Genomic DNA, 23,504 nt, shown 5'->3' on the forward strand with positions numbered 1-23,504 from the left:
CTGAACACCAGGCGGCACTCCCGGAACCCCGTACGCACCCTCACCCGGCACACCAGGAACCGCACCCCCCACCGGAGGTACCGGCACACCAGGAACCCCCGCCCCAGACCCCCCGCTCCCCCCACCCGCGTTCTGCGTATACCAAGCCGGCGGCGCATAGTCGATCGTGAACTCGCCCGTCACATCGACCCCGGAATCCGCGTCGGGCTGGTCATCGCCGGGCGTGGCCCAGCCCCCGCGCGTCCCGTCCCGATCGCTGCTCACAGTTCCTCCTGAGATGGCCGAACGCCCTGATTACCGCACCAGGGGCGACCGTTTCGTGTTGTCTCTGGTCGTCCGAAGTAGCCGAAAGCCGACCGGGTTCGACGGGACGCCGGGATCCGATCGGAATCAGCAAAGGGTCGCCCGAGGACGAGGACAGTGCCCCGCCCCTGTCCGCCGGTTCCCCCCTAGGCCTTGTCGTCACATTCCCGCCTGTCGGGAGACGCCTGCCACGCGCATCTGCGGCGTTGTCGTCGGTTGCCGACGCTCCGCGTCGACGCCCTCCTCCGCCTTGCAGCTGCACGCGTCAGACGCCTCCCGGCCCGCCCTCCGGGCGGACGACGGGAATGTGACGACAAGGCCTGGAACGCCGCCCCCCGGTCCACAGTCCCGGCGCCGCGCCCGGTACCAGCCTAATCACCACAAGCCCCACCCCGGCAGGCCCGCCCACCCCTCAGCATCTACCGGACACGTCACACACCACGCGAAACCGGCACGCAGGCACACTCCCACCCCGAACAAAACGCCCCATACCGGGAGATGCTCCCCGGAGGTCCCCGGCGTGAAGGTCGTGCGAAACCGAGACCACCCCCGAACCGCACGCCCCCGAGCCGCACCCCCACCCTCAGTCCATCCGCCGAGGCATCCCCAACAACCCGATCTCCGCCTCCGTAGGCTGCGTCATCACGTACTGCCGATCCCGGTCCCCACACCACAACGTCACCCCATCGGGCAACGTAGGCAGAGCCTCCCGATCGACCTCCGGCAACGGCATGGCCCGGCTCAGCTCCCCCGCCTCGTCCGGCGAGATCCGCTGCACCCCCACAAGCCGGGCCTGCCGGATCAGCCGAGGCGCGACAGGGCTGAGATACGGCAGCAGCGTCAGTACGGACTGCCAGGGCCCGGAAGCCACCCGCCCCCGAGGCGGCTGCATCCCGCAGTCCCGCACGACAAGCACCGGCGTCCCGGGGGACGTCCCCTGCGGCGGCACCCGCCCCACATCGTGCACGGCGAGCCCGTTCTGCCCACCCCCCATCGCGTGGACCATCTGCATCCACGCCTGGGGCCGCCCCGTCTCGACAGCGACCCGAGCCCCGGTCGCTGCGGCCCGCAGGGCGATGACCTGGGCGGTCCACAGCCCCCCGATGAGCGTCACGTCGTACGGCGTGGGCCGATTCAGCCCGAGGACGGACGGCCGCCCCTCGGGATCGACCCCGATGACGACCCCGTCGTCCCCGATCGGCAGCGACAGCGCGTCGAGCTGCTCGACGGAGACGGAGTGCCGAGCGTGCCGGGGCCCGATCAGCCCCAGCCCCGTACGCAGCAACTCCCGGGCGGCGGAAACAGCGGTCGCGCTCAACGGACCCCTCCGAGCGGCATAGTGGCGAGCATCCCCGGCACCTGCTCCCGGTCGAGCCGGACGAGCCCCATCCCGGTGTGCCGTGCGGCCCCCTGCAACGCCCGCCGCGCGGCGACGAGTTCCGCGTCACTGCGCCCGGTGACCCGCAGGTACCCGGCGAGCGACACACTCTGCCGCTCCCCGCGCGTGAGCCCGATGCTGAAGGTCGTCGCGAGCGCGGGAACGGCCGTCACGAGGGCGATGAGCTGCGGCAGCGACGGCGCCCGGCTCCCGCCGAGCACGGGCCACCGCCGTACCCAGTACGTCGTGTGGCGGCGGTTGTCGCAGCGCCAGCCCCGCCCGGACTCCTCGGTACGCCGCTCGCGCGTCTCCGTACGGCCCGCCTCCGCCGTCACCAGCGGGTTCGCGTGCGCGGACGTGGCGATCGCGGAGGTCAGCTCCTCCTCGTCGAGGAGGGACGCACGGAACCCGGCGCCGGTGAGGCGGCTCGCGAGCTGGTCGGCGGCGCGGACCACGCACTTCTGCGCGCCGGTCAGCCCGCCCCCGCGCGCGGCGACCGCCTCGGGGCACAGCTCGGGGTCCAGCTTGAGCGCGATCCAGGTGATCCGGACGGCCGGGGCGCCGGTCTGCTCCTGGAGCGGCGCGTAGTTGGCGATGGCCACCGACTGCTGGGGCAGGTGCAGCGCGGGCGCGGGCTGCGTGTGCAGGACCACCTGCGCGGACTCCAGCCGGATGCCGTCGACCTCCAGGGCGTCGTACACCAGGCGCAGCGGCAGGGGGTGGCGGTCGCGCTCCACGCGCAGGGCCGTGGAGTCGGCCTCGACCTGGAGGACGGCGGTGACGAACGTGCCGTCGCCGACGATGCCGACGGGACGGCGGTCGCGGCCCGCGTACGTGTACGTCCGCAGCGTCGGGTCGCACTCGACGGCCGGGGCGAGACCCGGTTCCGTACCCGCCGGGATCGGCGTGCTCGCGGCCCGGCGCTGGCGCGTACGCAGCGCCCAGGCGGTGGCCACCCACTCGGGCAGCGTGCGCCCCCGGCGCCGGACGAACGCGACCAGGACCAGGCAGACGGCGAGGACGCCCGCGGCGGCCAGTGCCACCGGGCCGATCGCCCAGCCGACGACCAGCGCGGCGGCGGCCAGCTCCAGCAGGACCAGTCGTTGCAACCGGAATGCCCCTGCGTGTCCCGAACGCGACTTGAGGCGCAGCGCGCTCGCCTCCGCGGGCGCCCGGCCCCGCGTCCTGGAAGCCCTCACTCCATCCCCCCGTTCTCCTCACAACTCGCCGGTTCTCCCGCACCGCACGGGCTCTGTGGCGGCCCCGCGCTGCCCGGACAACCTACCCGCGCCCCACGTCCCCGCGGATACCAGGCATAGTAGGGGGCCGCTCTGACATCGCGGTCCGGCCGTCCGTCGACGGCCGCCGAACCCGGCGGAGCGTTCCGTGCGATCTAGGGGGAGACAGGCACCGATGGCATCCCGGCGTGACGAGCTCAATGCCTACACCTTTGCGAAGCGCCGCATGCTCGCGGCCTTCGTGCAGTCGTCGCCCGGCTCGGAGGAGGGCGCTCCGAAACCGCTGCGCGGGGTGCTTCCCGGGGTGATCGCCGGAGTCGTCGTCATGGCCGTGTTCGGCGCGTGGGGCATGTTCAAACCGACCGCGCCGAAGGGGTGGGACACCCCCGGCGCGCAGGTGATCGTGGCCGACAAGTCGACCACCCGGTACGTCGTCCTCACGACCGACGGCCAGAAGCAGCTGCACCCGGTGCTCAACATGGCCTCGGCGAAGCTGCTCCTCGACGCCGGACAGAAGGACTTCGTCACCGTCTCCGAGACCGTCCTCGACAGCGGCAAGATCAAGCACGGCGTCACCATCGGCATCCCGTACGCCCCCGACCGCCTCCCCAGCGGCGACGAGGCGAAGAAGGCCAAGCGCTGGGCGGTCTGCGAACGGCCCAGCGCGGGCGGCGAGTCCATCCAGCGCGCGGCGCTCGTCCTCGCGTCCCGCGACATGAAGGCCACCGAGGGCGCGGGCAGGCTCACCGGCGGGCAGCTTCTGTACGTCCAGGACCCCGAGGGACAGCGGTACGTCGTCGACGCGAGCGGACGCGCGTACTCGATCGGCACGTCCGACGAACTCCTGCTGCGCGCGGTCGTCGGCTCCGGGCGGCAGGCGCAGAAGGTGTCCAAGGAGTGGATGGCGACGCTCCACACGGGAACCGGGATCGCCTTCCCGACGATCAGCGGAGCCGGTGAGCCGGCGGGCGCCCCCGGGGGCCTCGACGCGGCGACGAACAAGGTCGGGATGGTCCTCAAGGCGGCCGACCTCGACAAGGACCAGTACTACGTCGTGCTGCCCGGCAGGGTCGCGCCGATCTCGCCTTTCGTCGCCCAACTCCTGTTGTTCAGCAAGGAGTTGAAGGATCTCGGGCAGACCGGCGAGGCCAAGCCGATGAGCCCCGGCGACATCGTCCCCGGCAAGCCCTTCGGTACCGAGAACACCTGGCCCACCGAGCGGCCCCAGCCCGTCAACGACCCCTCCGGCGACGCCGGTTCGCGCAGCACCGTGTGCAACGTCCTGCGGTCCGTGGACGCCGGCACCGGCGCGACCACCCTCAGCACCTGGGCGGGCACCGGCTTCCCCGAGAGCCTCGCCACCGGCTCCTCCAGCGCGTACGTCACCCCGGGTTCCGGCCAGCTCTACCGCCAGTTCCAGGGCACCGAGACCAAGGCGGGCCCCGTCTTCCTCGTCACCGACACCGGCCTGCGCTACGTCCTCCAGTCCAACTCCGACAGCGCCACCGACGACGCCGGGATCGGCACGACGCCGGAGAAGCTGAAGCAGCAGGCGCAGGAGGCCAAGCAGGCGCAGACCCTGCTGGGGTACGCAGGCGTCGACCCGACGCCGATCCCGGCCGCGTGGTCGGAGTTCCTGCCGACGGGCCCCCGCCTCTCGACGGCCGCGGCACGCCAGCCGCAGGGGTCGTGAGGCCGATGCGTACGCCGTTGCCGGCCGCGCTCCTCGCGGGCCTCGCGCTCATGTCCCTCGCCGCCCCCACCGCCTCCGCCGCCGACCGCCCCTACTCCGAGCAGTGCTCCTTCCCCAACGGCAAGTACCCCGGCCGCCCCTGGTCCCTCCAGCGCGTCATGCTCGACGAGCTGTGGTCCCAGTCCAAGGGCAAGGGCGTCAAGGTCGCCGTCATCGACACCGGCGTGGACACCAGGAACCCGCAGCTCAAGGGGGCCGTGGACGCCAAGGACGGCCACACGTTCCTGCCCGCCGCGAAGGGCGACGACGGCAAACCCCTCGACTGGGGCGCCGGCAACGGCACCACCGACACCGTCGGCCACGGCACGAAGGTCGCCGGCATCATCGCGGCCCGCCCCGTCGACGGCACCGGCTTCGTCGGCCTCGCCCCCGAGGCGACGATCATCCCGCTCAAGCAGAACGACGCGGAGGGACACGGGACGCCGGACACACTCGCCGCCGCGATCACCTACGCCGTCGACAAGGGCGCCGACGTCATCAACATCTCCCAGGACACGACCGGCGCGAAGAAGCCGTCGGACAACCTCCGGCGCGCGGTCGAGGCCGCTCTGGCCGCGCGTGTCGTGGTCGTAGCCTCCGCCGGCAACGACGGCACCGGCGGCAACGTCAAGAAGACGTACCCCGCCTCCTACGACGGCGTCCTCGCCGTCGCCGCCTCCGACCGCAACAACGAACGCGCCGCCTTCTCCCAGTCCGGCGACTTCGTGGGCGTCGCCGCCCCCGGCGTCGACATGATCTCCACGGTCCCGGCGGGCGGCCACTGCTCCGACAACGGCACCAGCTTCTCGGCGCCGTACGTCGCGGGCGTCGCCGCGCTCGTCAAGGCCAAGCACCCCGACTGGACGGCCCGCCAGGTCGTCGCCCAGATCGAGCAGACGGCGGAACGCACCATCGCCGGCCACGACCGCCTCGTCGGCTGGGGCGTCGTCGACCCGGTCCGCGCGCTCACCGAGGACGACCGCCCCATCGAGTCCCCCAACCCCGACCAGGGGCTCGCGCAGGCCGAGGCGCCGACCCCGGCGAAGTTCCACCTCGGCGAGACCCCGCCCGAGCGCGACGCCCGCCTCGCGACGTACGTCGCCGTGGGGGCGGCGGTGCTCGTCGCCGGGATCAGCGGGGGAGCGGTGGCGCTGCGAGACGCGCGCCGACGGCGGGAGCGGGTGCGGGGGACGGCGTGAGGGGGCCGGTCATGGAGTGGTCAAGCGCTGACCGGCGTGTCCCCAAACCGCCGTATGAGCTGGGTATGTGTTCACCTCTGCGAACCTGACATGTCCGCATTCGCCCCATCCCTCGCTGGCTACTGTGAGTGCGCCGTAACAGCCGCACACGCAGAAGGAGACGGTGGTGGGGACAGCGAACACGTCACGTCTTCTCGACTACCTGGACGCCCCGGACGCCCCGGACGCCCCTGAGCCCTCGGCGGCTCCCCGCAGGTCGTGCTTCCAGGACTACGACCTCCCCCGGCCACCCCTCCCGCCGTACCACACCGCCGTCTTCGTCCCCGCGCATCCCCGGTACGTCGACGAGGTGCCCCACATCGTGTACGAGCTGTTCGGCCGCCCGGACGGCGACGGCGCGCTGGCCCTGGCGTTCACCACCCCGCGGAAACTGGCCGCCGCGCTCGGCGAGGCCCAGCCCTGGGTCGCCACGTCCCTCGGCGTCCTAGCCACCGGGATGCGGGAACACGGAGTGACGGTCCGGCTGGACCCGTCGGTCGCGCCCGGCGCCGGCAACTGGACCCCGGCCGGCCTCGCGGCGTACGCGCAGGCGGTGCGCTGATGGACTTCGACGTCGTCCTCGGCGACCTCACCTCCATGGCCTCCACCCTCCACACCGAGGCCACCAACTACCGCGCCCTGCACGGCCAGGTCACCCCCGCCGTCGTCAGCGGCGGCGACCCCGCCCTCGACCATGCCGTCTCCGAGGCCGCCCACCTCATCTCCGCGCTCCACACCCTCTTCGCCGACCGCATGGACGACCACGGCGACAAGGTCGCGTACGCCCGCGACTCCTTCCACCGCCACGACATCGACGTACACGGCCTCTTCGAGGACCTCATGAAGGGCGAGGGCTGATGTCCGACAGCTGGATCGGCGGCGACATCGGCGGCCTGCGGGCGATGGGTACCTCGTACAAATCGGCGAAGCCGTCCCTCGAAGCGGCGATCACCCCGGTGACGGACCAGGTGGAAGCCCTGGTCAAGGACACCGGCTGGAAGGGCGAGGCGGCGGAGAAATTCCGCGCGGCCTGGTCCGAGGACGCCCTGACAGCGGGCGCGTTCGGCGGCCTCGTCGAAGCGGTCGGCGGCATCCTCGAAACCCTCGCCGAGCAGCTCTCGTCCTGCGAAACGGCCCTCCAGAACGCACAGCACACGGCGACGAAACAGGGCGTGGCCACAGACCCCAAGGGCACCCCCTTGCAGATGGCGACGTCCAACCCGCCGTCCCCCGCCGACCAGAAGGCCCTCTCCGCGCTGTCGGAGTACGACACGGCCCGGGCGGAGATCGAACACACGGCCCAGCACGCCCGCCTGGTGGCTACGGACCAGCTCACCGCGCTCTGCGCCGAGGTCATGAAACCGGTGAGCGCCGCCGACAAGCTCACCATCGCCGACTCCCTGCGCGGCCTGTACGCCTACGACGCGGAGGACGCCCGCGCCAGGGGCCGCGACGCCGCCAAGGAGATCGACCAGGCCAAGGCGGACGCGGACGCGGCGAAAAAAGACCTCCGCGCAGAACGCAAGGCATTCCAAAAAGCAGGCCGCTCCCTCCCCGCCGACTTCCCCGCGAAGTCCGCCTACAGCGACGCGGTAATGAAGGTCGATTCCTTGGAAGAAGCCCTGGTCCGAGCCGACCACGGCAGCACCGCACTCCCCTACGACCGCGTCCTCAACCTCAAACTCGGCGACGCGGCCGACGCCCTCCGCCTCGGCCGGGGCATCGCCGAACTCCCCGAGTTCCTCCGCGAACTCCCGGTCCTGGACGTAGCAGCCGCAGCCGCCACCGGCGCCATCGAGGCGAAGGAGGACCACGACAAGGGCTGGTCCTGGGAACACTCCGCGGTCGTCGACGGGGGCGTGGCGCTCGGAGGGCTGGCCGTCGGCGCGGTCGCGGTCCTCGCGGCCCCCGTCGAAGGCGCCGCCGCGGTCGCCGCGATCGGCGTGGGAGCCACGGTCCTCTCGACGAGCGTCCTGGACCACGCCTTCCACGAACACTGGAGCGAGGACATCCACGACCACGGGGTCGTCGAAGGCAGCCTGGCCGGGACGGGCCATGTCCTGAGCGAGACGGGTGACGACGTCGTCAGGCTAGGAAAGGACGTGTGGCATGGCGTCACCAGCATCTTTTAAGGTCCGCGCCGGGATTCCCGCACTCCCCAGACTGGGGACCACCTGGTACGACCGCGGTGTCCGCTACTGGCTGTCCCGCGCCCGCACGACCCTCGGCCAGCTCCTGACCATGGGAGCGGTCTCCTTCTTCGGCGTCGCGCTCTACCTGGGTTTCACCAGCGAGCTGCCGGCGACCGTGCGCCTGGTCTGCGACTGCGTCCAGATCGCCGCCGCCTGCGTGGCCTTCGGCTGGGGCTGGACCAACCAACGCCGCGACCACCGCAAGGCCCTCCTCACCCCGCCCACCCCGCAAGAAACCTGGACCGCCAAACGCGAGCACAACCGCCGCGCCCCTCGCATCGCCCTCTCGGGCCGAGGCGGCTTCATCATCCTCGCGGCTCCGATCGCACCGGCGTTCTTCGCGTACTACGACGGCTGGATCGCGGCGTGGCTCACGGTCCGGGAGTACCCGAGCGAGATCGGCGCCCGCCGCTGGGTGGAAGCGCAGCGGCCCCCCGAAGCCGTACGCCACATCTCGACAACTTCGTAACTGAGGCAACACGAAGTTCGGTTGGCCGGGAAAACCGCAAAGACTACAGTGGGCGTCGAGTGTGCCGCACAGGCCACATGCCGTTCGGCGCCCGGTGCGACCGCGAACGGGGAACGGGGAGGGAAGGCCACCATGCCTGCCGAGAGGTCGCCGTGCGCCCCCGTCATACACCAGGCCCTCAGGGCAGTTCACGAAGGGAAATCCGCCAATGGTGGCTGGGCAGAAGCTCAATGACCAGCAAGTCATCGCGCTCGAGAAGGAAATGGTCGACCGGTACGAGTCGATCCGCGGCCAGCTGAGCCGTCTCCAGGGCACCCTGGACACCATGGAGGCCAACTGGCGCGGCATCGGCGCCAACGCCTTCAACAAGAAGCAGATCGAGATCAACGAGGGCGTCAAGAACATCGGCGGCCTGCTCACCTGGTTCCTGGAGAACATCAACGAGACGCGCAAGCTCTCCAGCAAGACCGACGACGCGGTGCACGCCTCCGTGCAGAGCATCGACGTCCAGTACGGCGCGTCGAAGTCCGCCCTCAGCAGCTACTGAGCAGACCCCCTCCGAAAGAGAGATGAGGAACCGGCATGGTTAACGTCCACGACGGCGAGATGGCGGTCAAGTACGGCGGCCTCGACGCGATCACCACCGAGCTGGGCGCCCAGGCGGCCAAGCTGGAGGAGGACCTCACCGCCCTCAAGTCCGCCGTCATGCGCGCAGCCGCCGGCTGGGAGGGCGAGGCCGCGAACGCCTTCGGCCAGAAGATGAAGGAGTGGGACACCAACGCGGCCAACATCCACGCCGCCCTGGTGAGCATCGGCCACAAGGTCTCGGACGCGAGCGGCGACTACCGCGGCAGCGACCTGAAGGCGGCGAGCTACTTCTAAGCGGCGCCCCGGCCAAAAACCGGAACCGGCACACAAGGGTGGGCACACACGGGAGGTGCCCACCCTTGGCGCGTCCCGGCACCCGAGCACGTCCCACGCCCGAACGAACCCCCGCCCACCGCCCCCTAAAACTCGCCGACGAGATCGCCGAGAAGCTCGCCGAGACGACGGGCCGACCGAAGCCGCACGTCACCTGCTCCGAGGACCTCAAGGCGAAGACCGGCACCACCACCCGCTGCACGCTCACCGCCTCCGACGGCAGCACCCTGGGCGTATCGGTCAAGGTCACCTCGGCGGACGGCGACCGGATCGACTTCGACATCAAGGACGACGACAAAGCGACCCCGGCGCCGAACTGAGTCCGACACCGGGGCCGCCCTCCAGGCTCAGTACGCCCCCTCCGGCAACCACCCCACCTGCGCCAACGGCTTCCCCCGCCGCCGCGACACGAACACGCCCCGCCCCGCCGGCATCGGCCGAGGCCGCACCCCCGCGAGCAGGTCGCCCTCGGTCGGGTCACCCGCCAGCACCATCCCCTGCGCCCCGAGTTCCTTCATCCGCTGCATGAACGGCTCGTAGGCGGCGCGCCCCGCACCGGCCGTGGACCGCGCGATGATGAACCGCACCCCCACGTCCCGGGCGAACGGCAGCAACTCCGTCAACCCGGCGAGCGGATTCCCGCTGGACGTGGAGACCAGGTCGTAGTCGTCGATGACGACGTACACCGTCGGCCCCCGCCACCAGCTGCGGTCCCGGAGCTGCTGGGCCGTCACGTCCGCGGTCGGCGTACGCCGGGTCATCAGGTCGGCGAGCGCGGCCATGTGATGGTCCATGTTGTTGGACATCGGGATGTACTCGGCGAGGTGCGAGGCGGGCGTGACGTCCAGCAGGGAGCGCCGGTTGTCGACGACGAACAGCTTGCACTCGTCCCCGGCGTACCGCTGGGTGATCTGCTTGATGAGCAGCCGCAGCAGGTTGGACTTCCCGGACTCGCTCTCCCCGAAGACGAGGAAGAAGGGGTCCTGCTCGAAGTCGACGAACACCGGCTCCAGATTGTCCTCGTCGAGCGCGAAGGCGACCCCGCGCTGCGGGAACCGGTCCCCGCCGGGCAGCTCCTTCGCGGGGAACTCGCGCGGCAGCAACCGCACCTCGGGCGCGGGCGAGGCAGCCCAGTGCCGGGTGACCTCCGTGGCCAGCGCCTGCGTCGCGTCGGACAGCTCCGTACCGGAGGTGAGCCCGTCGATACGCGGCACCGCCCCCATGAAGTGCAACTTGCCCGGCGTCTGCCCCCGCCCCGGCACCCCGGTGGGCACGTTCGCGGCGACCTTCCGGTCCAGCTCGGAGTCCATGGTGTCGCCGAGCCGCAGCTCCAGCCGGTTCATGAGGTGGTCCTTCAGCGACGACCGCACCTCCATGGACCGCGACGCCGTGAGGATCACGTGGATGCCGTACCCGAGGCCACGCGCCGCCATGTCGAGCACGACGGGATCGAGCGCCTCGTACTCCGTACGGAAGCTCCCCCACCCGTCGATGACGAGGAACACGTCCCCCCACGGCTGGTCGGCGACGGAGATGTCCCCGCGCGCACGCCGCGTACGGAAGTCCGCGATGGACGGGATCCCGGCGGAGCGGAAGTACTCCTCGCGCCGCGTCAGCACGCCGTACACCTCGGCGACCGTACGCCGGACCCGCTCGGGATCGAGCCGGGAGGCGACCCCGCCGACGTGCGGCAGGCCCTCCACGGCCGACATGCCACCGCCACCGAAGTCGAGGCCGTAGAACTGCACCTCGTGCGGCGTGTGGGTGAGCGCGAACGACGAGATGACCGCGCGCAGCAGCGTCGACTTCCCGGACTGCGGCCCGCCGACGATCTGCATGTGCCCGGCCGCCCCGGAGAAGTCCAGCCACAGCGGATCACGCCGCTGCTCGAAGGGTTTGTCGACGATCCCGACGGGTACGACCAGCCGCCCGGCCCCCTCGTACCCCGGCTGGGTCAGCCCCCTGCCCTGCACGGCCGTGAGCCCCGGCAGCAGCGAGTCCAGCGACGGCGGACTGTCCAGCGGCGGCAGCCACACCTGGTGCGCGGCCGGCCCCTGCGCTTCGAGCCGCCGCACGATCACGTCGAGCACGGTGTCGGCGAGCGCGTCGTCCACCTCGGGCTCGGCCGCCGCCCGCCGCTGCGCCACCTGCACATAGCTGACCGGCACCTCGGCGGCGGTGAACAGCACGGGCCGCCGGTCCACGAGCAGCGGCCCGCCGCCGGCGTCCGCCCGCTGCGGCCCGGACCGGTACACCCCGGAGACGTACGCGGCCTTGAAGCGCAGCATTTCGTCCGTACCGAACTTCAGGAACCCGGAGCCGGGCACGTTCGGCAGCTCGTACGCGTCGGGCACCCCGAGCGCGGCCCGCGACTCGGCGGCGGAGAACGTCCGCAGCCCGATCCGGTACGACAGATACGTGTCGAGCCCGCGCAGCCGCCCTTCCTCCAGACGCTGCGAGGCCAGCAGCAGATGCACGCCGAGCGAGCGGCCGATACGCCCGATCTGCACGAACATCTCGATGAAGTCCGGCTTCGCGGAGAGCAGTTCGCTGAACTCGTCGATCACCAGCACCAGCGTCGGGATCGGCTGGAGCGCCGCCCCCGCCGACCGCGCCTTCTCGTAGTCGTGGATGTTCGAGTAGTTGCCCGCGTCCCGCAGCATCTCCTGGCGCCGGTTCAGCTCCCCGCTGATGGAGTCCCGCATCCGGTCGACCAGCGTCAGATCGTCCGCGAGGTTGGTGATGACGGCCGCGACGTGCGGCATCTGCGCCATCCCGGCGAACGTCGCACCGCCCTTGAAGTCGGCGAGGACGAAGTTCAGGGTCTCCGAGGAGTGCGTGACGGCGAGCCCGAGGACCAGCGTCCGCAGCAGCTCCGACTTCCCGGACCCGGTGGCGCCGACGCACAGCCCGTGCGGGCCCATGCCCTCCTGCGCGGCCTCCTTGAGGTCCAGCATGACCGGCCGCCCGTCCTCACCGACCCCGATCGGCACCCGCAGCCGCTCGGCGAGCGAGCGCGCACGCCAGGTCCGCTTGGTGTCGACGGACGCCGCGTCGCCCAGGTTCAGCAGGTCGGTGAACTCCAGGTTCGCGAGCAGCGGCTCGTCGTCGTCCCCGCCGGACGCCATCCGCAGCGGCGCGAGCTGCCGGGCGAGCGCCTCGGCGGACTCCTGCGACAGAGCGTCGGGCGTCCCCTCGTACACCAGCCCGCCGGGCCCGGACTCCAGCCGCAGCGAGTCCGGCCGTACGACGATGTCGAGCTCGCCGCCGGTCCCGGTCAGCTCCCCGGCGACGACCTCGACGACCGTCACGCCCTGGAGCCCCTCGGGGCCCGCGAGCACGGAGTCGGGGGGCAGGGAGACGCCGTCGAGGACGACGACCAGGTGCGGGAGGTCGGGCAGCGGGGCCGCGTTCGGGTGGAAGCGCGGGCGGCCCGTCAGGCGGGTGGCGAGCAGGTCCTCCAGCTCGGTCACGTCCGTGCCGATGAGCCGGCGGCTGCCCGCGCCGTCGACCGCGCCGGGCGCCTGCGTGTGGGGGAGCCACTTGGCCCACTCCCAGTGCGCCAGCTCCTCGCGGCCCGTCGCGACGACGAGGACCAGGTCCTCGGGGGAGTGCAGCGCGGCCAGCGAACCGGCCATCGCGCGCGCGGAGGACCGTACGCACCGCGGGTCGCCGCTGACGGTGACGTGGTAGAAGGCGCGCAGGGACACCGCCATCGGCAGGTCCTCCAGCGTGCTGTGCACGGCCAGGAACCGCTGGAGGGCGCCCGCGGTCAGCGGCTCCAGCTGCTCGACGGGCGCGGTCTGAGGCGCGACCAGCGCGGTCGACAGCCCCTGCGCGCCGAGCCCGACCCGCACCTGCGCGAAGTCCTCGTCACCGGGGCGCCGCTCCCACACCCGGCTGCCCTCGGCGACCAGCGCCCACAGCTGCTCGGGGGAGGGGTTCAGGAAGTACTGGGCGTCGCGCTGCGCCTTCGCCGTGCCCTGCGCCGCGCGCCGGGTCTGCGAGAGGTAGCTCAGGTAGTCGCGGCGCAGGTCCGCGAGCTGTCCCTGGGAGCCGCGTCTGAAGCGCACCACCATCGCGACCGACATGGCGATCGTCGAGGCGATCATGACCATGCCCATGATCCGCATGAACGGCTGCCCGCTCGTGAAGAAGAAGACCACCGAGCCGCCCATGCCGAGCGTCGGCAGCAACTGCATCAGCACGCTCTCCTGATGCCCGCGCGGCAGCTCCGGCGGCGGCTGAAGGACGACCTCCTGCGTGGGCACCTCGGACGGCAGCACCCGGGGCGGGCGCCGTACGACGATGTGGCTCACTGCTCCCCCAAGATTCACTGGCCGGCCTGCCTCGGGCCGCCGCGTGATCCTACTGACCTCGCCCGTGACGGGAGGGCGGTAGGGTGCCGGATGTTCGCGTGAGCACACACGCGCGGCGCCGGACGAACCGGGTGTTCCCGGCAATCCGGGCGGCATTCGGCGCGGTGGACCGCGCGAACGCACAGGTGCGACCGCATCCGGCGCCACCGCGCGAAACAGGGCGCGGAACCTTCACACCACAGGCGCGCAACCATCACCGAGGGGGACCAGCAGGTGAGCATCACGGCACCCGGCGCGACAGGAGCCGGCACGGGAACGGGACTCGGCTACTGCCGCGTCACGATCGTCGCCCCCGACAGCCGCATCGACGTGGCCCTCCCCGACGACGTCCCCGTCGCCGACCTCTACCCCGAGGTCCTCAGGCTCTCCCAGCAGAGCCCCGCCGAGGGCGCCCCCGTCGGCTACCACCTCGTACGCCGCGACGGCACCGTCCTCGACAGCTCCCGCTCCTTCGCCGCCCAGCGCCTCCTCGACGGCGAACTCCTCACCCTGCGCCCCTTCTCCGACTCGCTCCCCCCGGCCGTGTTCGACGACGTCTCCGAGGCCGTCGCCTCCGCCGTCACCAGCGAACGCACCCTGTGGGACGGCGACCTCACCCGCGCCGCCGGCCTGGCCGGCGCAGGCGTCCTGTCCGCGCTGCTCGCCTTCGTCGCCTGGACCGGCGACCCCCGCCACGACATGCACGGCCTGCCCGGCATCCTCGCCGGCGTCGCCGGACTCCTCCTGCTCGTCCTCGGCTGCGTCCGCGCCCGCGTCTACGACGACCGCGCCTCCGCGATCGCGCTGGGCCTCGGCGCCCTGCCCAACGTCGGCGTCGCGGGCTCGGGCCTCCTCCCGCTCACCGACGGCGAGGGCATCGGCAAACTCCAGTTCCTGCTGGCCTGCGCGGCCGTCCTGCTCGCCGCCGTCGTCCTCACCCTCTGCTCGCCCAGCGGCGACGGCCCCTTCGTCGCCTTCGTCCTCGCCTCCGCCATCGGTCTCCTCGCCGTCTTCGCGGCTCTCCTGGCCAAGGACTGGACGCCCGCCGAGATCGGCGCCCTGTGCGCCCCGGTCGCCGTGGTGGGCCTCGCCTTCCTGCCCGGCCTCTCGATGCGCTTCGCCCGCCTGCCGATCGGCTTCGACGCCCCGAGCGGCGCCGCCCGCAGCCGCTACGACACCGAGGCGCCGACGCCGGAACCGGTCGACGCCGAACGTGTCGCCGCCCAGGCCCGGCGCGGCCACGAACTCCTCGTCGGCCTCGTCGGCGGCTGCGCGGTCGTCGCCGTCGGCGCCGCCGCCGTCCTCGGCTTCTCCTCGGACATCTGGGCCCAGCTCCTCGCCCTCGCTACCGGCGTCGCCCTCCTGACGCGCGCCCACCTCTTCCGCTACACCGCCCAGGTCGCCCCGGTCGTCGCCGCCGGCCTCGCCTCCCTCGTCCTGCTCGGCCTCGGCCTCGCCCTCAACCCGCCGGAGTCCGTCCAGCGCTCCGCCGCGAACGGCGACCTCTCCGGCTTCGAGCTGCGCACGATCTGGCTCGTCGCGGCGGTCGGCGTGGCCATCGCCCTCGTCACCGCGATCGGCCTGCTCGTCTCACGCGGCGGCCCCACCCCGTTCTGGGGCCGCTTCCTGGAGATCGCCGAGGGCTTCGTCCTGCTGACCCTGGTGCCGCTGGCGCTCGCGGTGTTCGACGTGTACGCGACGGTCCGCGCCCTGACGAGCTGAGCCCTCGCACAGTGAAGAAGGCATGAAAAAGAGGGGCCGGTACGACCACGTACCGGCCCCTCTTCCGTCCTTGCGCGAACGCGGGGGCTTCAGCCCTCCTGCGCCGCCAGCCCGCCGTTCTGCTCGGTCGGCTCCAGGTCGAACTCCCCGTCCCGGGCCCCCAGCACGAACGCCGTCCACTCGGCCTCCGTGTACCGCAGCACCGTGTCGTGGTCCAGGGACGACCGCATCGCGACGGCCCCGTCCGGCAGGTACGCGATCTCCACGCGCTCCTCGTGCTCCTCGGTGCCCGGCGCGCTGTGCCACTCGACGCCGGAGATGTCGAGGGCGTACAACTCGTCCCGCTCCCGGTCCTTGCGGGCCTTGCGTTCCTCTTCGGTCTCGGCCATGGCGGCTCGGGTCCTTTCCTTCAGTGCCAACGAGCGGTACGGACACCCTACTTGCGGTCAATGCCCCAGGTCGGAGGTTCCGCTCCGCAGGGGGACGGCAGGATAATCCGGGCGAGGCAGGCTCCGTACCCTGGTAGCCTTGCCCTCGGCCGTTGTGCGCGGACACCTTCACCGGTGCCCCCGGCGGACCCGCCCAGGCGAGTAACCGAAGCTCCCCCGAGATTCAGACCAGGGGCACTCGCGGGCAACACAGTATTGAGGAGTTCAGCGTGCCGCTCGACGCCGCAGTGAAGAAGCAGATCATCTCCGAGTTCGGTGCCAAGGAGGGCGACACTGGCTCCCCCGAGGTCCAGGTCGCGATGCTCTCCCGTCGGATCTCCGACCTGACGGAGCACCTCAAGACCCACAAGCACGACCACCACTCCCGCCGGGGTCTGCTGATCCTGGTCGGTCAGCGCCGCCGCCTTCTCCAGTACCTGGCGAAGAAGGACATCCAGCGCTTCCGTACGCTGGTCGACCGCCTCGGCATCCGCCGTGGCGCGGCCGGTGGCGCGAAGTAGCACAGCGTGCAGGGAGCGGTTCCCGTGAAGATCGGGAGCCGCTCCTTTTGCTGTACGTAGAGACGGAAACGTGCGGAGTGTCACCACCCCTTTGTAGTGTGGTAGCACAACGCAGTACCACGCAGTACGCATGAGGAGAGGCGCACCCAGCCGCCGCCGGTCCTCGGTAGTGGCCCCCGGGCAATCGGCCCGGAGGCTTCGATCGAAGACCGGCCCGCACCGCACGGCGCGCTTCTCCACACCGTCCCCCTGTCACACGGGCAGGACGGGACAAAAGACGCATACAGACGAGTAATGGAGAAAACGCTAGTGGAGAACGAGACCCACTACGCCGAGGCCGTCATCGACAACGGCACCTTCGGCACCCGCACCATCCGCTTCGAGACCGGCCGCCTCGCCAAGCAGGCCGCCGGTTCCGCGGTGGCCTACCTGGACGACGACACCATGGTGCTGTCGGCCACCACCGCCTCCAAGAACCCCAAGGACCAGCTCGACTTCTTCCCCCTCACGGTGGACGTCGAGGAGCGGATGTACGCCGCCGGCAAGATCCCCGGCAGCTTCTTCCGCCGCGAGGGCCGCCCCTCCGAGGACGCGATCCTCACCTGCCGCCTGATCGACCGCCCGCTGCGCCCGTCCTTCAAGAAGGGCCTGCGCAACGAGATCCAGGTCGTCGCGACGATCATGGCCCTCAACCCCGACCACCTGTACGACGTCGTGGCGATCAACGCCGCCTCCGCGTCGACGCAGCTGGCCGGCCTGCCCTTCTCCGGCCCGATCGGCGGCGTCCGCGTCGCGCTGATCCGCGGCCAGTGGGTGGCGTTCCCGACGCACACCGAGCTCGAGGACGCCGTCTTCGACATGGTCGTCGCGGGCCGCACCCTGGAGGACGGCGACGTCGCGATCATGATGGTCGAGGCCGAGGCCACCGAGAAGACCATCCAGCTGGTCGCGGGCGGCGCCGAGGCGCCGACCGAGGAGGTCGTCGCCGCCGGTCTGGACGCCGCGAAGCCCTTCATCAAGGTCCTCTGCAAGGCCCAGGCCGACCTCGCCGCCAAGGCCGCCAAGCCCACCGGCGAGTTCCCGGTCTTCCTCGACTACCAGGACGACGTCTTCGAGGCGCTCACCGCCGCCGTCAAGGACGAGCTGTCCCAGGCGCTCACCATCGCGGGCAAGCAGGACCGCGAGGCCGAGCTGGACCGCGTCAAGGGTCTCGCCGCCGAGAAGCTGCTCCCGCAGTTCGAGGGCCGCGAGAAGGAGATCAGCGCGGCCTACCGCTCGCTGACCAAGGCCCTGGTCCGTGAGCGCGTCATCAAGGACAAGGTCCGCATCGACGGCCGTGGCATCACGGACATCCGTACGCTCGCCGCCGAGGTCGAGGCCATCCCGCGCGTGCACGGCTCGGCGCTGTTCGAGCGTGGCGAGACCCAGATCCTGGGCGTCACCACCCTCAACATGCTCCGCATGGAGCAGCAGCTCGACACCCTTTCCCCGGTGACGCGCAAGCGCTACATGCACAACTACAACTTCCCGCCGTACTCCGTCGGCGAGACCGGCCGCGTCGGCTCCCCGAAGCGCCGCGAGATCGGCCACGGCGCCCTCGCCGAGCGCGCCATCGTGCCGGTCCTGCCGACGCGCGAGGAGTTCCCCTACGCGATCCGTCAGGTGTCCGAGGCCCTCGGCTCCAACGGCTCGACGTCCATGGGCTCCGTCTGCGCCTCCACCATGTCGCTGCTGAACGCCGGTGTGCCGCTGAAGGCCCCCGTCGCCGGTATCGCCATGGGCCTGATCTCCCAGGAGATCAAGGGCGAGACGCACTACGTCGCCCTCACCGACATCCTCGGTGCGGAGGACGCCTTCGGCGACATGGACTTCAAGGTCGCCGGCACCAAGGAGTTCGTGACGGCCCTCCAGCTCGACACGAAGCTCGACGGCATCCCCGCCTCCGTCCTGGCCGCCGCCCTCAAGCAGGCCCGTGACGCCCGCCTCCACATCCTCGACGTGATGATGGAAGCGATCGACACGCCGGACGAGATGTCCCCCAACGCCCCGCGGATCATCACCGTCAAGATCCCCGTGGACAAGATCGGCGAGGTCATCGGCCCGAAGGGCAAGATGATCAACCAGATCCAGGAGGACACCGGCGCCGAGATCACGATCGAGGACGACGGCACCATCTACATCGGTGCCCAGGTCGGCTCGCAGGCCGAGGCCGCCCGCACCACGATCAACGCGATCGCCAACCCGACCATGCCGGAGGTCGGCGAGCGCTACCTGGGTACGGTCGTCAAGACCACCACCTTCGGCGCGTTCGTCTCCCTGCTCCCCGGCAAGGACGGCCTGCTGCACATCTCGCAGATCCGCAAGCTGGCCGGCGGCAAGCGCGTGGAGAACGTCGAGGACGTCCTCGCGGTCGGCGCCAAGGTCCAGGTCGAGATCGCCGAGATCGACTCCCGAGGCAAGCTCTCCCTCATCCCCGTGGTCGAGGGCGAAGACGCTTCTGACGACACGAAGGACGACACCGACAAGTGACGTCGAGCAGTTCAGCGACGACGGCCCGCGCCTCTTCCAAGGCGCGGGCCGTCGCCCGTACCCAAACCCTGATCACCGGGCAGAACGGCATCGGCACGGTCCGCAAGACCACCCTCCCGGGCGGCCTGCGCATCGTCACCGAGACCCTTCCCTCCGTCCGCTCCGCGACCTTCGGCATCTGGGCGCACGTCGGCTCCCGCGACGAGACCCCGGCCCTGAACGGCGCCACGCACTACCTGGAGCACCTCCTCTTCAAGGGCACCGCCCGGCGCAGCGCGCTCGACATCTCCGCCGCGCTGGACGCGGTCGGCGGCGAGATGAACGCGTTCACCGCCAAGGAGTACACGTGCTACTACGCACGCGTCCTCGACACCGACCTCCCCCTCGCCATCGACGTCGTCTGCGACATGCTGACCGGCTCCCTGATCCGCGAGGAGGACGTCGACGTCGAACGCGGCGCCATCCTCGAAGAGATCGCGATGACCGAGGACGACCCCGGCGACTGCGTCCACGACCTCTTCGCGCACACGATGTTCGGCGACACCCCCCTCGGCCGCCCCGTCCTCGGCACGGTCGACACGGTCAACGCCCTCACCGCCGACCGCGTCCGCCGCTTCTACAAGAAGCACTACGACCCCACCCACCTGGTCGTCGCCGCCGCCGGCAACATCGACCACGACCAGGTCGTACGGCAGGTCAGCGCCGCCTTCGAGCAGGCGGGCGCCCTCAAGAACGCGGACGCCACCCCGATCGACCCGCGCGACGGGAAGCGCACGATCCGCACCGCCGGGCGCGTCGAGCTGGTCGGCCGCAAGACCGAGCAGGCGCACGTCGTCCTCGGCATGCCGGGCCTGGCCCGCACCGACGACCGCCGCTGGGCGCTCGGCGTCCTCAACACGGCCCTCGGCGGCGGCATGTCCTCGCGCCTCTTCCAGGAGGTCCGCGAGAAGCGCGGCCTGGCGTACAGCGTCTACTCGTACACCTCCGGGTTCGCCGACTGCGGCCTGTTCGGCGTGTACGCCGGCTGCCGGCCCTCGCAGGTCCACGACGTCCTGAAGATCTGCCGCGACGAACTGGACCAGGTCGCCCGCGACGGCCTCACGGACGACGAGATCGTCCGCGCCATCGGCCAGCTCCGCGGCTCCACGGTCCTCGGCCTGGAGGACACCGGCGCGCTGATGAACCGCATCGGCAAGAGCGAGCTGTGCTGGGGCGACCAGATGTCCGTCGACGACATGCTCAGCCGCATCGCGTCGGTCACCCCGGACGACGTCCGCGCGGTGGCCCGCGAGATCCTGGGACAGCGCCCGTCGCTGTCGGTCATCGGCCCGCTCAAGGACAAGCAGGCGGCCCGCCTGCACGACGCCGTCGCCTAACCCCTCCCCGCTCGAAGGAAGCACGAACATGAGCAAGCTGCGCGTGGCGGTCCTCGGCTCCCGGGGCCGCATCGGCTCCGAAGCCGTCAAGGCCGTCGAGGCCGCCGAGGACATGGAGCTGGTGGCCGCCCTCGGCCGCGGCGACCGACTGGAGACGCTGGCCGAGACCGGCGCCCAGGTCGCCGTCGAACTCACCACCCCCGCCTCGGTGATGGGCAACCTCGACTTCTGCGTACGGCACGGCATCCACGCCGTCGTCGGTACGACGGGCTGGACCGACGACCGCCTCGCACAGCTCGGGACCTGGCTCGCCCAGTCCCCGCAGACCGGTGTCCTGATCGCCCCGAACTTCTCCATCGGCGCGGTCCTCACCATGAAGTTCGCCCAGCTCGCGGCGCCGTACTTCGAGTCGGTCGAGGTCGTCGAACTCCACCACCCCAACAAGGTCGACGCCCCCTCGGGCACCGCCACCCGCACGGCCCAGCTCATCGCCGAGGCCCGCGCCAAGGCGGGCACGGCCCCGGCGCCCGACGCGACGGTCACGGCCCTGGACGGCGCGCGCGGCGCCGACGTCGACGGCGTACCCGTCCACTCGGTCCGGCTGCGCGGCCTGCTCGCGCACCAGGAGGTCCTTCTCGGCGGCGAGGGGGAGACCCTGACGATCCGCCACGACTCCCTCCACCACAGCAGCTTCATGCCGGGCATCCTCCTGGGCGCCCGCCGCGTGGTGTCGGCCCCCGGCCTCACCTTCGGCCTGGAGCACTTCCTGGACCTCGGCTGACATGCGCGCCAAACTCTCGTACGCCGTCACGGCCGCCGTCCTGCTCTTCTACTTCGCGCTGGCCGGCAGCCGTGGCGTCATGCTCATCCAGACCGGCACCCTCCTGACGGTCACCTTCGGCGTCGCCGTCCTGATCCTCCCGGTCATCGGCGTCTGGTTCCTGTGGAAGAACACCCAGTTCGTCCGCAAGGCCAACGCGCTGGCCGCGAAGCTGGAGGCGGAGGGCGGCCTCCCGGTCGACGAACTCAAGCGCACCCCGTCCGGCCGAATCGACCGCGACTCGGCTGACGAGGTCTTCGAGAAGCGCAAGGCGGAGACGGAGGCGGCGCCGGACGACTGGCGGAGCTGGTTCCGCCTGGCGGTGGCGTACCACGACGCGCGGGACACCCCGAGGGCGCGGAAGGCGATGCAGAGGGCGATAGCGCTGCACGACGGGGCGTGAGGTCAGCGGTTCTCCGCAGCCCACGCCTCCACCGTGTCGGCGGCCCGCTCGAACGCCTCAGTGCGGGCCAGGAAGTCCGCGTTGTGGCTGGTCAGCAGCACAGCCACCCCTTCGGCTCCCCGCCGCGACAACACCAGCGCCTGCCCCTGGACGGTCCGCGGCACCCCCAGCCACCGCACCGGCTGCTGTACCGTCCGCACCCCGCTGACGTCACTCCACGCGACAGTCCGCGTGACGAGGAACCCGACGTGCCGAAGCCCCCGCGCGCTCACCCACACCCCCATCCGCAGCAACCTCAGCGCACAGGCGATGACGGCGGCGGCGGTGACGAACACCGCGAGGGCCTCGGACACGGACCCGGTGAGTGCGATGAGCACCCCCGCGAACAGCACGAACGACGCGACGAGCAGCCACACCGCCGCCACCCCGACCCGCCAGGGCCCGGGACGGTAGGGCCGCCGCCACCGCTCCCGGTCGACGAAGGGCAGCGCCCCCTCGGCCGCGTCGAAGTCGAAGGTGCGCTCGGCCGTCAGGAAGGGCAGGGGCACGACTGGTCCTCACTCGCTGTGCACAGGGGGCTGTGCCGGTGAGGCTATCCGCAGCGCTCTCCGCCGACCACCATCGGGGCCGCGCGCGTCACTCCGCACGCACGCGGGCACAGATGTGCGGATCAGCCGAGCGAAGTGTCCGTATTGCGGCATTTAGCGAAGTTCATCTAGCCTGATCAAACGGACCCGGCACTGCTTGAACCCCCGAGCAGGCAGTGCCGGGCTCCTCCTTTGTCATGACTTTTCCCCGGACCAAGGGCAGACCGCGCGATGTACACCGAGTAGCGTGTAACCCATGGCTCCGACCTCCACTCCGCAGACCCCCTTCGGGAGGGTCCTCACCGCCATGGTCACGCCGTTCACGGCTGACGGCGCGATCGACCTCGACGGCGCTCAGCGACTCGCCGCCCACCTGGTGGACGCCGGCAACGACGGCCTGGTCGTCAACGGCACCACCGGCGAGTCCCCGACGACGTCGGACGCGGAGAAATCGGACCTGGTACGAGTCGTCCTGGAGGCCGTGGGAGACCGGGCCCACGTCATCGCGGGCGTCGGCACCAACGACACCCACCACAGCACGGAACTGGCCCAGGCCGCCGAGAAGACCGGCGCCCACGCCCTCCTCGTCGTCACCCCGTACTACAACAAGCCCCCGCAGGAGGGCCTGTACCGCCACTTCACCACCGTGGCGGACGCGACCGGCCTGCCGGTCATGCTCTACGACATCCCCGGCCGCAGCGGCGTCCCCATCAGCACGGACACCCTCGTCCGCCTCGCCGAGCACCCCCGGATCGTCGCCAACAAGGACGCCAAGGGCGACCTCGGCGCCGCGAGCTGGGCCATCGCGCGCTCCGGTCTCGCCTGGTACTCCGGCGACGACATGCTCAACCTGCCCCTACTCTCTGTAGGAGCGGTCGGCTTCGTCTCCGTTGTCGGCCACCTCGTCACCCCCGAACTCCGCGCGCTGGTCGACGCGTACACCTCGGGCGACGTACAGAAGGCGGCCGAGATCCACCACCGCCTCCTGCCCGTCTTCACCGGCGTCTTCCGCACCCAGGGCGTCATGACCACCAAGGCCGCGCTCGCCCTCCAGGGCCTGCCCGCCGGACCGCTGCGCCCGCCGATGGTCGAGTGCTCCGCGGAAGAGATCGCCCAGCTCAAGCTCGATCTCGCCGCGGGCGGGGTACAGCTCTGACAACAGACTTCACAACTGAATCCCACAACCGAACAGGAAACGGAACGGGCCACGAGAGCCCGCCGTCATCACCGACAACTGTGTAAGCACGAACGTCACACGCGCCACGTGCCCCTGGCACGTGGCGTGTCGT

The 23,504-nt window shown here is 71.3% G+C and carries 21 protein-coding genes and 1 pseudogene; 16 read left to right on the forward strand and 6 right to left on the reverse strand.

The window, feature by feature from the left end; all coding sequences use genetic code 11:
• Positions 1 to 135: 135 nt before the first annotated feature.
• From ACQCO7_RS31555 to eccE, 3 genes and pseudogenes are all read right to left on the reverse strand, one after another.
• Positions 136 to 264 (reverse strand): annotated as a pseudogene (locus ACQCO7_RS31555) (SCO5717 family growth-regulating ATPase); the annotation flags it as partial.
• Between the two features lie 622 nt (positions 265 to 886).
• The gene (locus tag ACQCO7_RS31560) at positions 887 to 1,621 is read right to left on the reverse strand and encodes a hypothetical protein (RefSeq protein ID WP_010358616.1); all 735 of its coding nucleotides are present in this window, start codon (positions 1,619 to 1,621) and stop codon (positions 887 to 889) included.
• Positions 1,618 to 2,880 (reverse strand): type VII secretion protein EccE, encoded by a 1,263-nt coding sequence (eccE, locus tag ACQCO7_RS31565; RefSeq protein WP_464074977.1) that lies wholly within the window; start codon positions 2,878 to 2,880, stop codon positions 1,618 to 1,620. Before eccE ends, ACQCO7_RS31560 begins: the two co-directional genes overlap by 4 nt.
• A 214-nt stretch (positions 2,881 to 3,094) precedes the next feature.
• Here eccE and eccB point away from each other — a divergent pair, with 214 nt between their 5' ends.
• The 9 genes from eccB (at position 3,095) to ACQCO7_RS31610 (ending at position 9,791) form a co-directional block, all read left to right on the forward strand.
• Positions 3,095 to 4,612, forward strand: a complete 1,518-nt coding sequence (eccB, locus tag ACQCO7_RS31570; RefSeq protein ID WP_464074978.1) for a type VII secretion protein EccB — start codon at positions 3,095 to 3,097, stop codon at positions 4,610 to 4,612.
• 5 nt (positions 4,613 to 4,617) lie between these two features.
• Positions 4,618 to 5,850, forward strand: coding sequence for a type VII secretion-associated serine protease mycosin (gene mycP, locus ACQCO7_RS31575; RefSeq protein WP_464074979.1), 1,233 nt, complete (start codon positions 4,618 to 4,620; stop codon positions 5,848 to 5,850).
• A gap of 166 nt (positions 5,851 to 6,016) precedes the next feature.
• Complete coding sequence (locus ACQCO7_RS31580) at positions 6,017 to 6,451, forward strand: SAV_915 family protein (RefSeq protein WP_464074980.1); 435 nt, start codon at positions 6,017 to 6,019, stop codon at positions 6,449 to 6,451.
• Positions 6,451 to 6,747 carry a DUF6317 family protein gene (locus ACQCO7_RS31585; RefSeq protein WP_464074981.1) on the forward strand — a complete coding sequence of 99 codons (297 nt, stop codon included), beginning with the start codon at positions 6,451 to 6,453 and terminating at the stop codon, positions 6,745 to 6,747. Before ACQCO7_RS31580 ends, ACQCO7_RS31585 begins: the two co-directional genes overlap by 1 nt.
• The gene (locus ACQCO7_RS31590) at positions 6,747 to 8,021 is read left to right on the forward strand and encodes a WXG100 family type VII secretion target (RefSeq protein WP_464074982.1); all 1,275 of its coding nucleotides are present in this window, start codon (positions 6,747 to 6,749) and stop codon (positions 8,019 to 8,021) included. Before ACQCO7_RS31585 ends, ACQCO7_RS31590 begins: the two co-directional genes overlap by 1 nt.
• Positions 7,999 to 8,550 (forward strand): hypothetical protein, encoded by a 552-nt coding sequence (locus ACQCO7_RS31595; RefSeq protein ID WP_464074983.1) that lies wholly within the window; start codon positions 7,999 to 8,001, stop codon positions 8,548 to 8,550. The genes ACQCO7_RS31590 and ACQCO7_RS31595 overlap by 23 nt, the downstream gene beginning before the upstream one ends.
• Before the next feature lie 208 nt (positions 8,551 to 8,758).
• Positions 8,759 to 9,097: a WXG100 family type VII secretion target gene (locus tag ACQCO7_RS31600; protein WP_464074984.1), complete on the forward strand. Its 339-nt coding sequence runs from the start codon at positions 8,759 to 8,761 to the stop codon at positions 9,095 to 9,097.
• A 35-nt stretch (positions 9,098 to 9,132) separates the two neighbouring features.
• The gene (locus ACQCO7_RS31605) at positions 9,133 to 9,432 is read left to right on the forward strand and encodes a WXG100 family type VII secretion target (protein WP_010358604.1); all 300 of its coding nucleotides are present in this window, start codon (positions 9,133 to 9,135) and stop codon (positions 9,430 to 9,432) included.
• Positions 9,433 to 9,497: 65 nt separating this feature from the next.
• Positions 9,498 to 9,791, forward strand: coding sequence for a DUF4333 domain-containing protein (locus ACQCO7_RS31610; protein ID WP_464074985.1), 294 nt, complete (start codon positions 9,498 to 9,500; stop codon positions 9,789 to 9,791).
• Positions 9,792 to 9,818: 27 nt separating this feature from the next.
• Here the strand turns inward: ACQCO7_RS31610 and eccCa are convergent, their stop codons facing one another.
• Complete coding sequence (eccCa, locus tag ACQCO7_RS31615; protein ID WP_464074986.1) at positions 9,819 to 13,790, reverse strand: type VII secretion protein EccCa; 3,972 nt, start codon at positions 13,788 to 13,790, stop codon at positions 9,819 to 9,821.
• 273 nt (positions 13,791 to 14,063) lie between these two features.
• Here eccCa and eccD point away from each other — a divergent pair, with 273 nt between their 5' ends.
• On the forward strand, positions 14,064 to 15,551 hold the full coding sequence (gene eccD / locus ACQCO7_RS31620) for a type VII secretion integral membrane protein EccD (RefSeq protein WP_464074987.1): 1,488 nt from the start codon (positions 14,064 to 14,066) through the stop codon (positions 15,549 to 15,551).
• A gap of 89 nt (positions 15,552 to 15,640) precedes the next feature.
• Here the strand turns inward: eccD and ACQCO7_RS31625 are convergent, their stop codons facing one another.
• Complete coding sequence (locus tag ACQCO7_RS31625) at positions 15,641 to 15,940, reverse strand: DUF397 domain-containing protein (protein ID WP_050369391.1); 300 nt, start codon at positions 15,938 to 15,940, stop codon at positions 15,641 to 15,643.
• A 269-nt stretch (positions 15,941 to 16,209) separates the two neighbouring features.
• Between ACQCO7_RS31625 and rpsO the strand changes: the two genes are divergently transcribed.
• The 5 genes from rpsO (at position 16,210) to ACQCO7_RS31650 (ending at position 21,628) form a co-directional block, all read left to right on the forward strand.
• A complete protein-coding gene (gene rpsO, locus ACQCO7_RS31630) occupies positions 16,210 to 16,500 on the forward strand; it encodes a 30S ribosomal protein S15 (RefSeq protein ID WP_464074988.1) in 291 nt (96 codons plus the stop codon).
• A 309-nt stretch (positions 16,501 to 16,809) separates the two neighbouring features.
• Complete coding sequence (locus ACQCO7_RS31635; RefSeq protein WP_464077333.1) at positions 16,810 to 19,029, forward strand: polyribonucleotide nucleotidyltransferase; 2,220 nt, start codon at positions 16,810 to 16,812, stop codon at positions 19,027 to 19,029.
• Complete coding sequence (locus tag ACQCO7_RS31640) at positions 19,026 to 20,405, forward strand: M16 family metallopeptidase (RefSeq protein ID WP_464074989.1); 1,380 nt, start codon at positions 19,026 to 19,028, stop codon at positions 20,403 to 20,405. The genes ACQCO7_RS31635 and ACQCO7_RS31640 overlap by 4 nt, the downstream gene beginning before the upstream one ends.
• 28 nt (positions 20,406 to 20,433) lie before the next feature.
• Positions 20,434 to 21,186, forward strand: a complete 753-nt coding sequence (gene dapB, locus ACQCO7_RS31645; protein ID WP_464074990.1) for a 4-hydroxy-tetrahydrodipicolinate reductase — start codon at positions 20,434 to 20,436, stop codon at positions 21,184 to 21,186.
• 1 nt (position 21,187) lies between these two features.
• Complete coding sequence (locus ACQCO7_RS31650; RefSeq protein WP_010358594.1) at positions 21,188 to 21,628, forward strand: tetratricopeptide repeat protein; 441 nt, start codon at positions 21,188 to 21,190, stop codon at positions 21,626 to 21,628.
• 2 nt (positions 21,629 to 21,630) lie between these two features.
• On the opposite strand, the gene ACQCO7_RS31655 is transcribed toward ACQCO7_RS31650, so the two are convergent.
• Positions 21,631 to 22,176, reverse strand: coding sequence for a hypothetical protein (locus ACQCO7_RS31655; RefSeq protein WP_464074991.1), 546 nt, complete (start codon positions 22,174 to 22,176; stop codon positions 21,631 to 21,633).
• A gap of 295 nt (positions 22,177 to 22,471) precedes the next feature.
• On the opposite strand from ACQCO7_RS31655, the gene dapA reads away from it, so the two are divergent.
• On the forward strand, positions 22,472 to 23,371 hold the full coding sequence (gene dapA / locus ACQCO7_RS31660; protein ID WP_464074992.1) for a 4-hydroxy-tetrahydrodipicolinate synthase: 900 nt from the start codon (positions 22,472 to 22,474) through the stop codon (positions 23,369 to 23,371).
• Positions 23,372 to 23,504: the final 133 nt, after the last annotated feature.

The organism is Streptomyces saintjeani, from assembly GCF_055409605.1.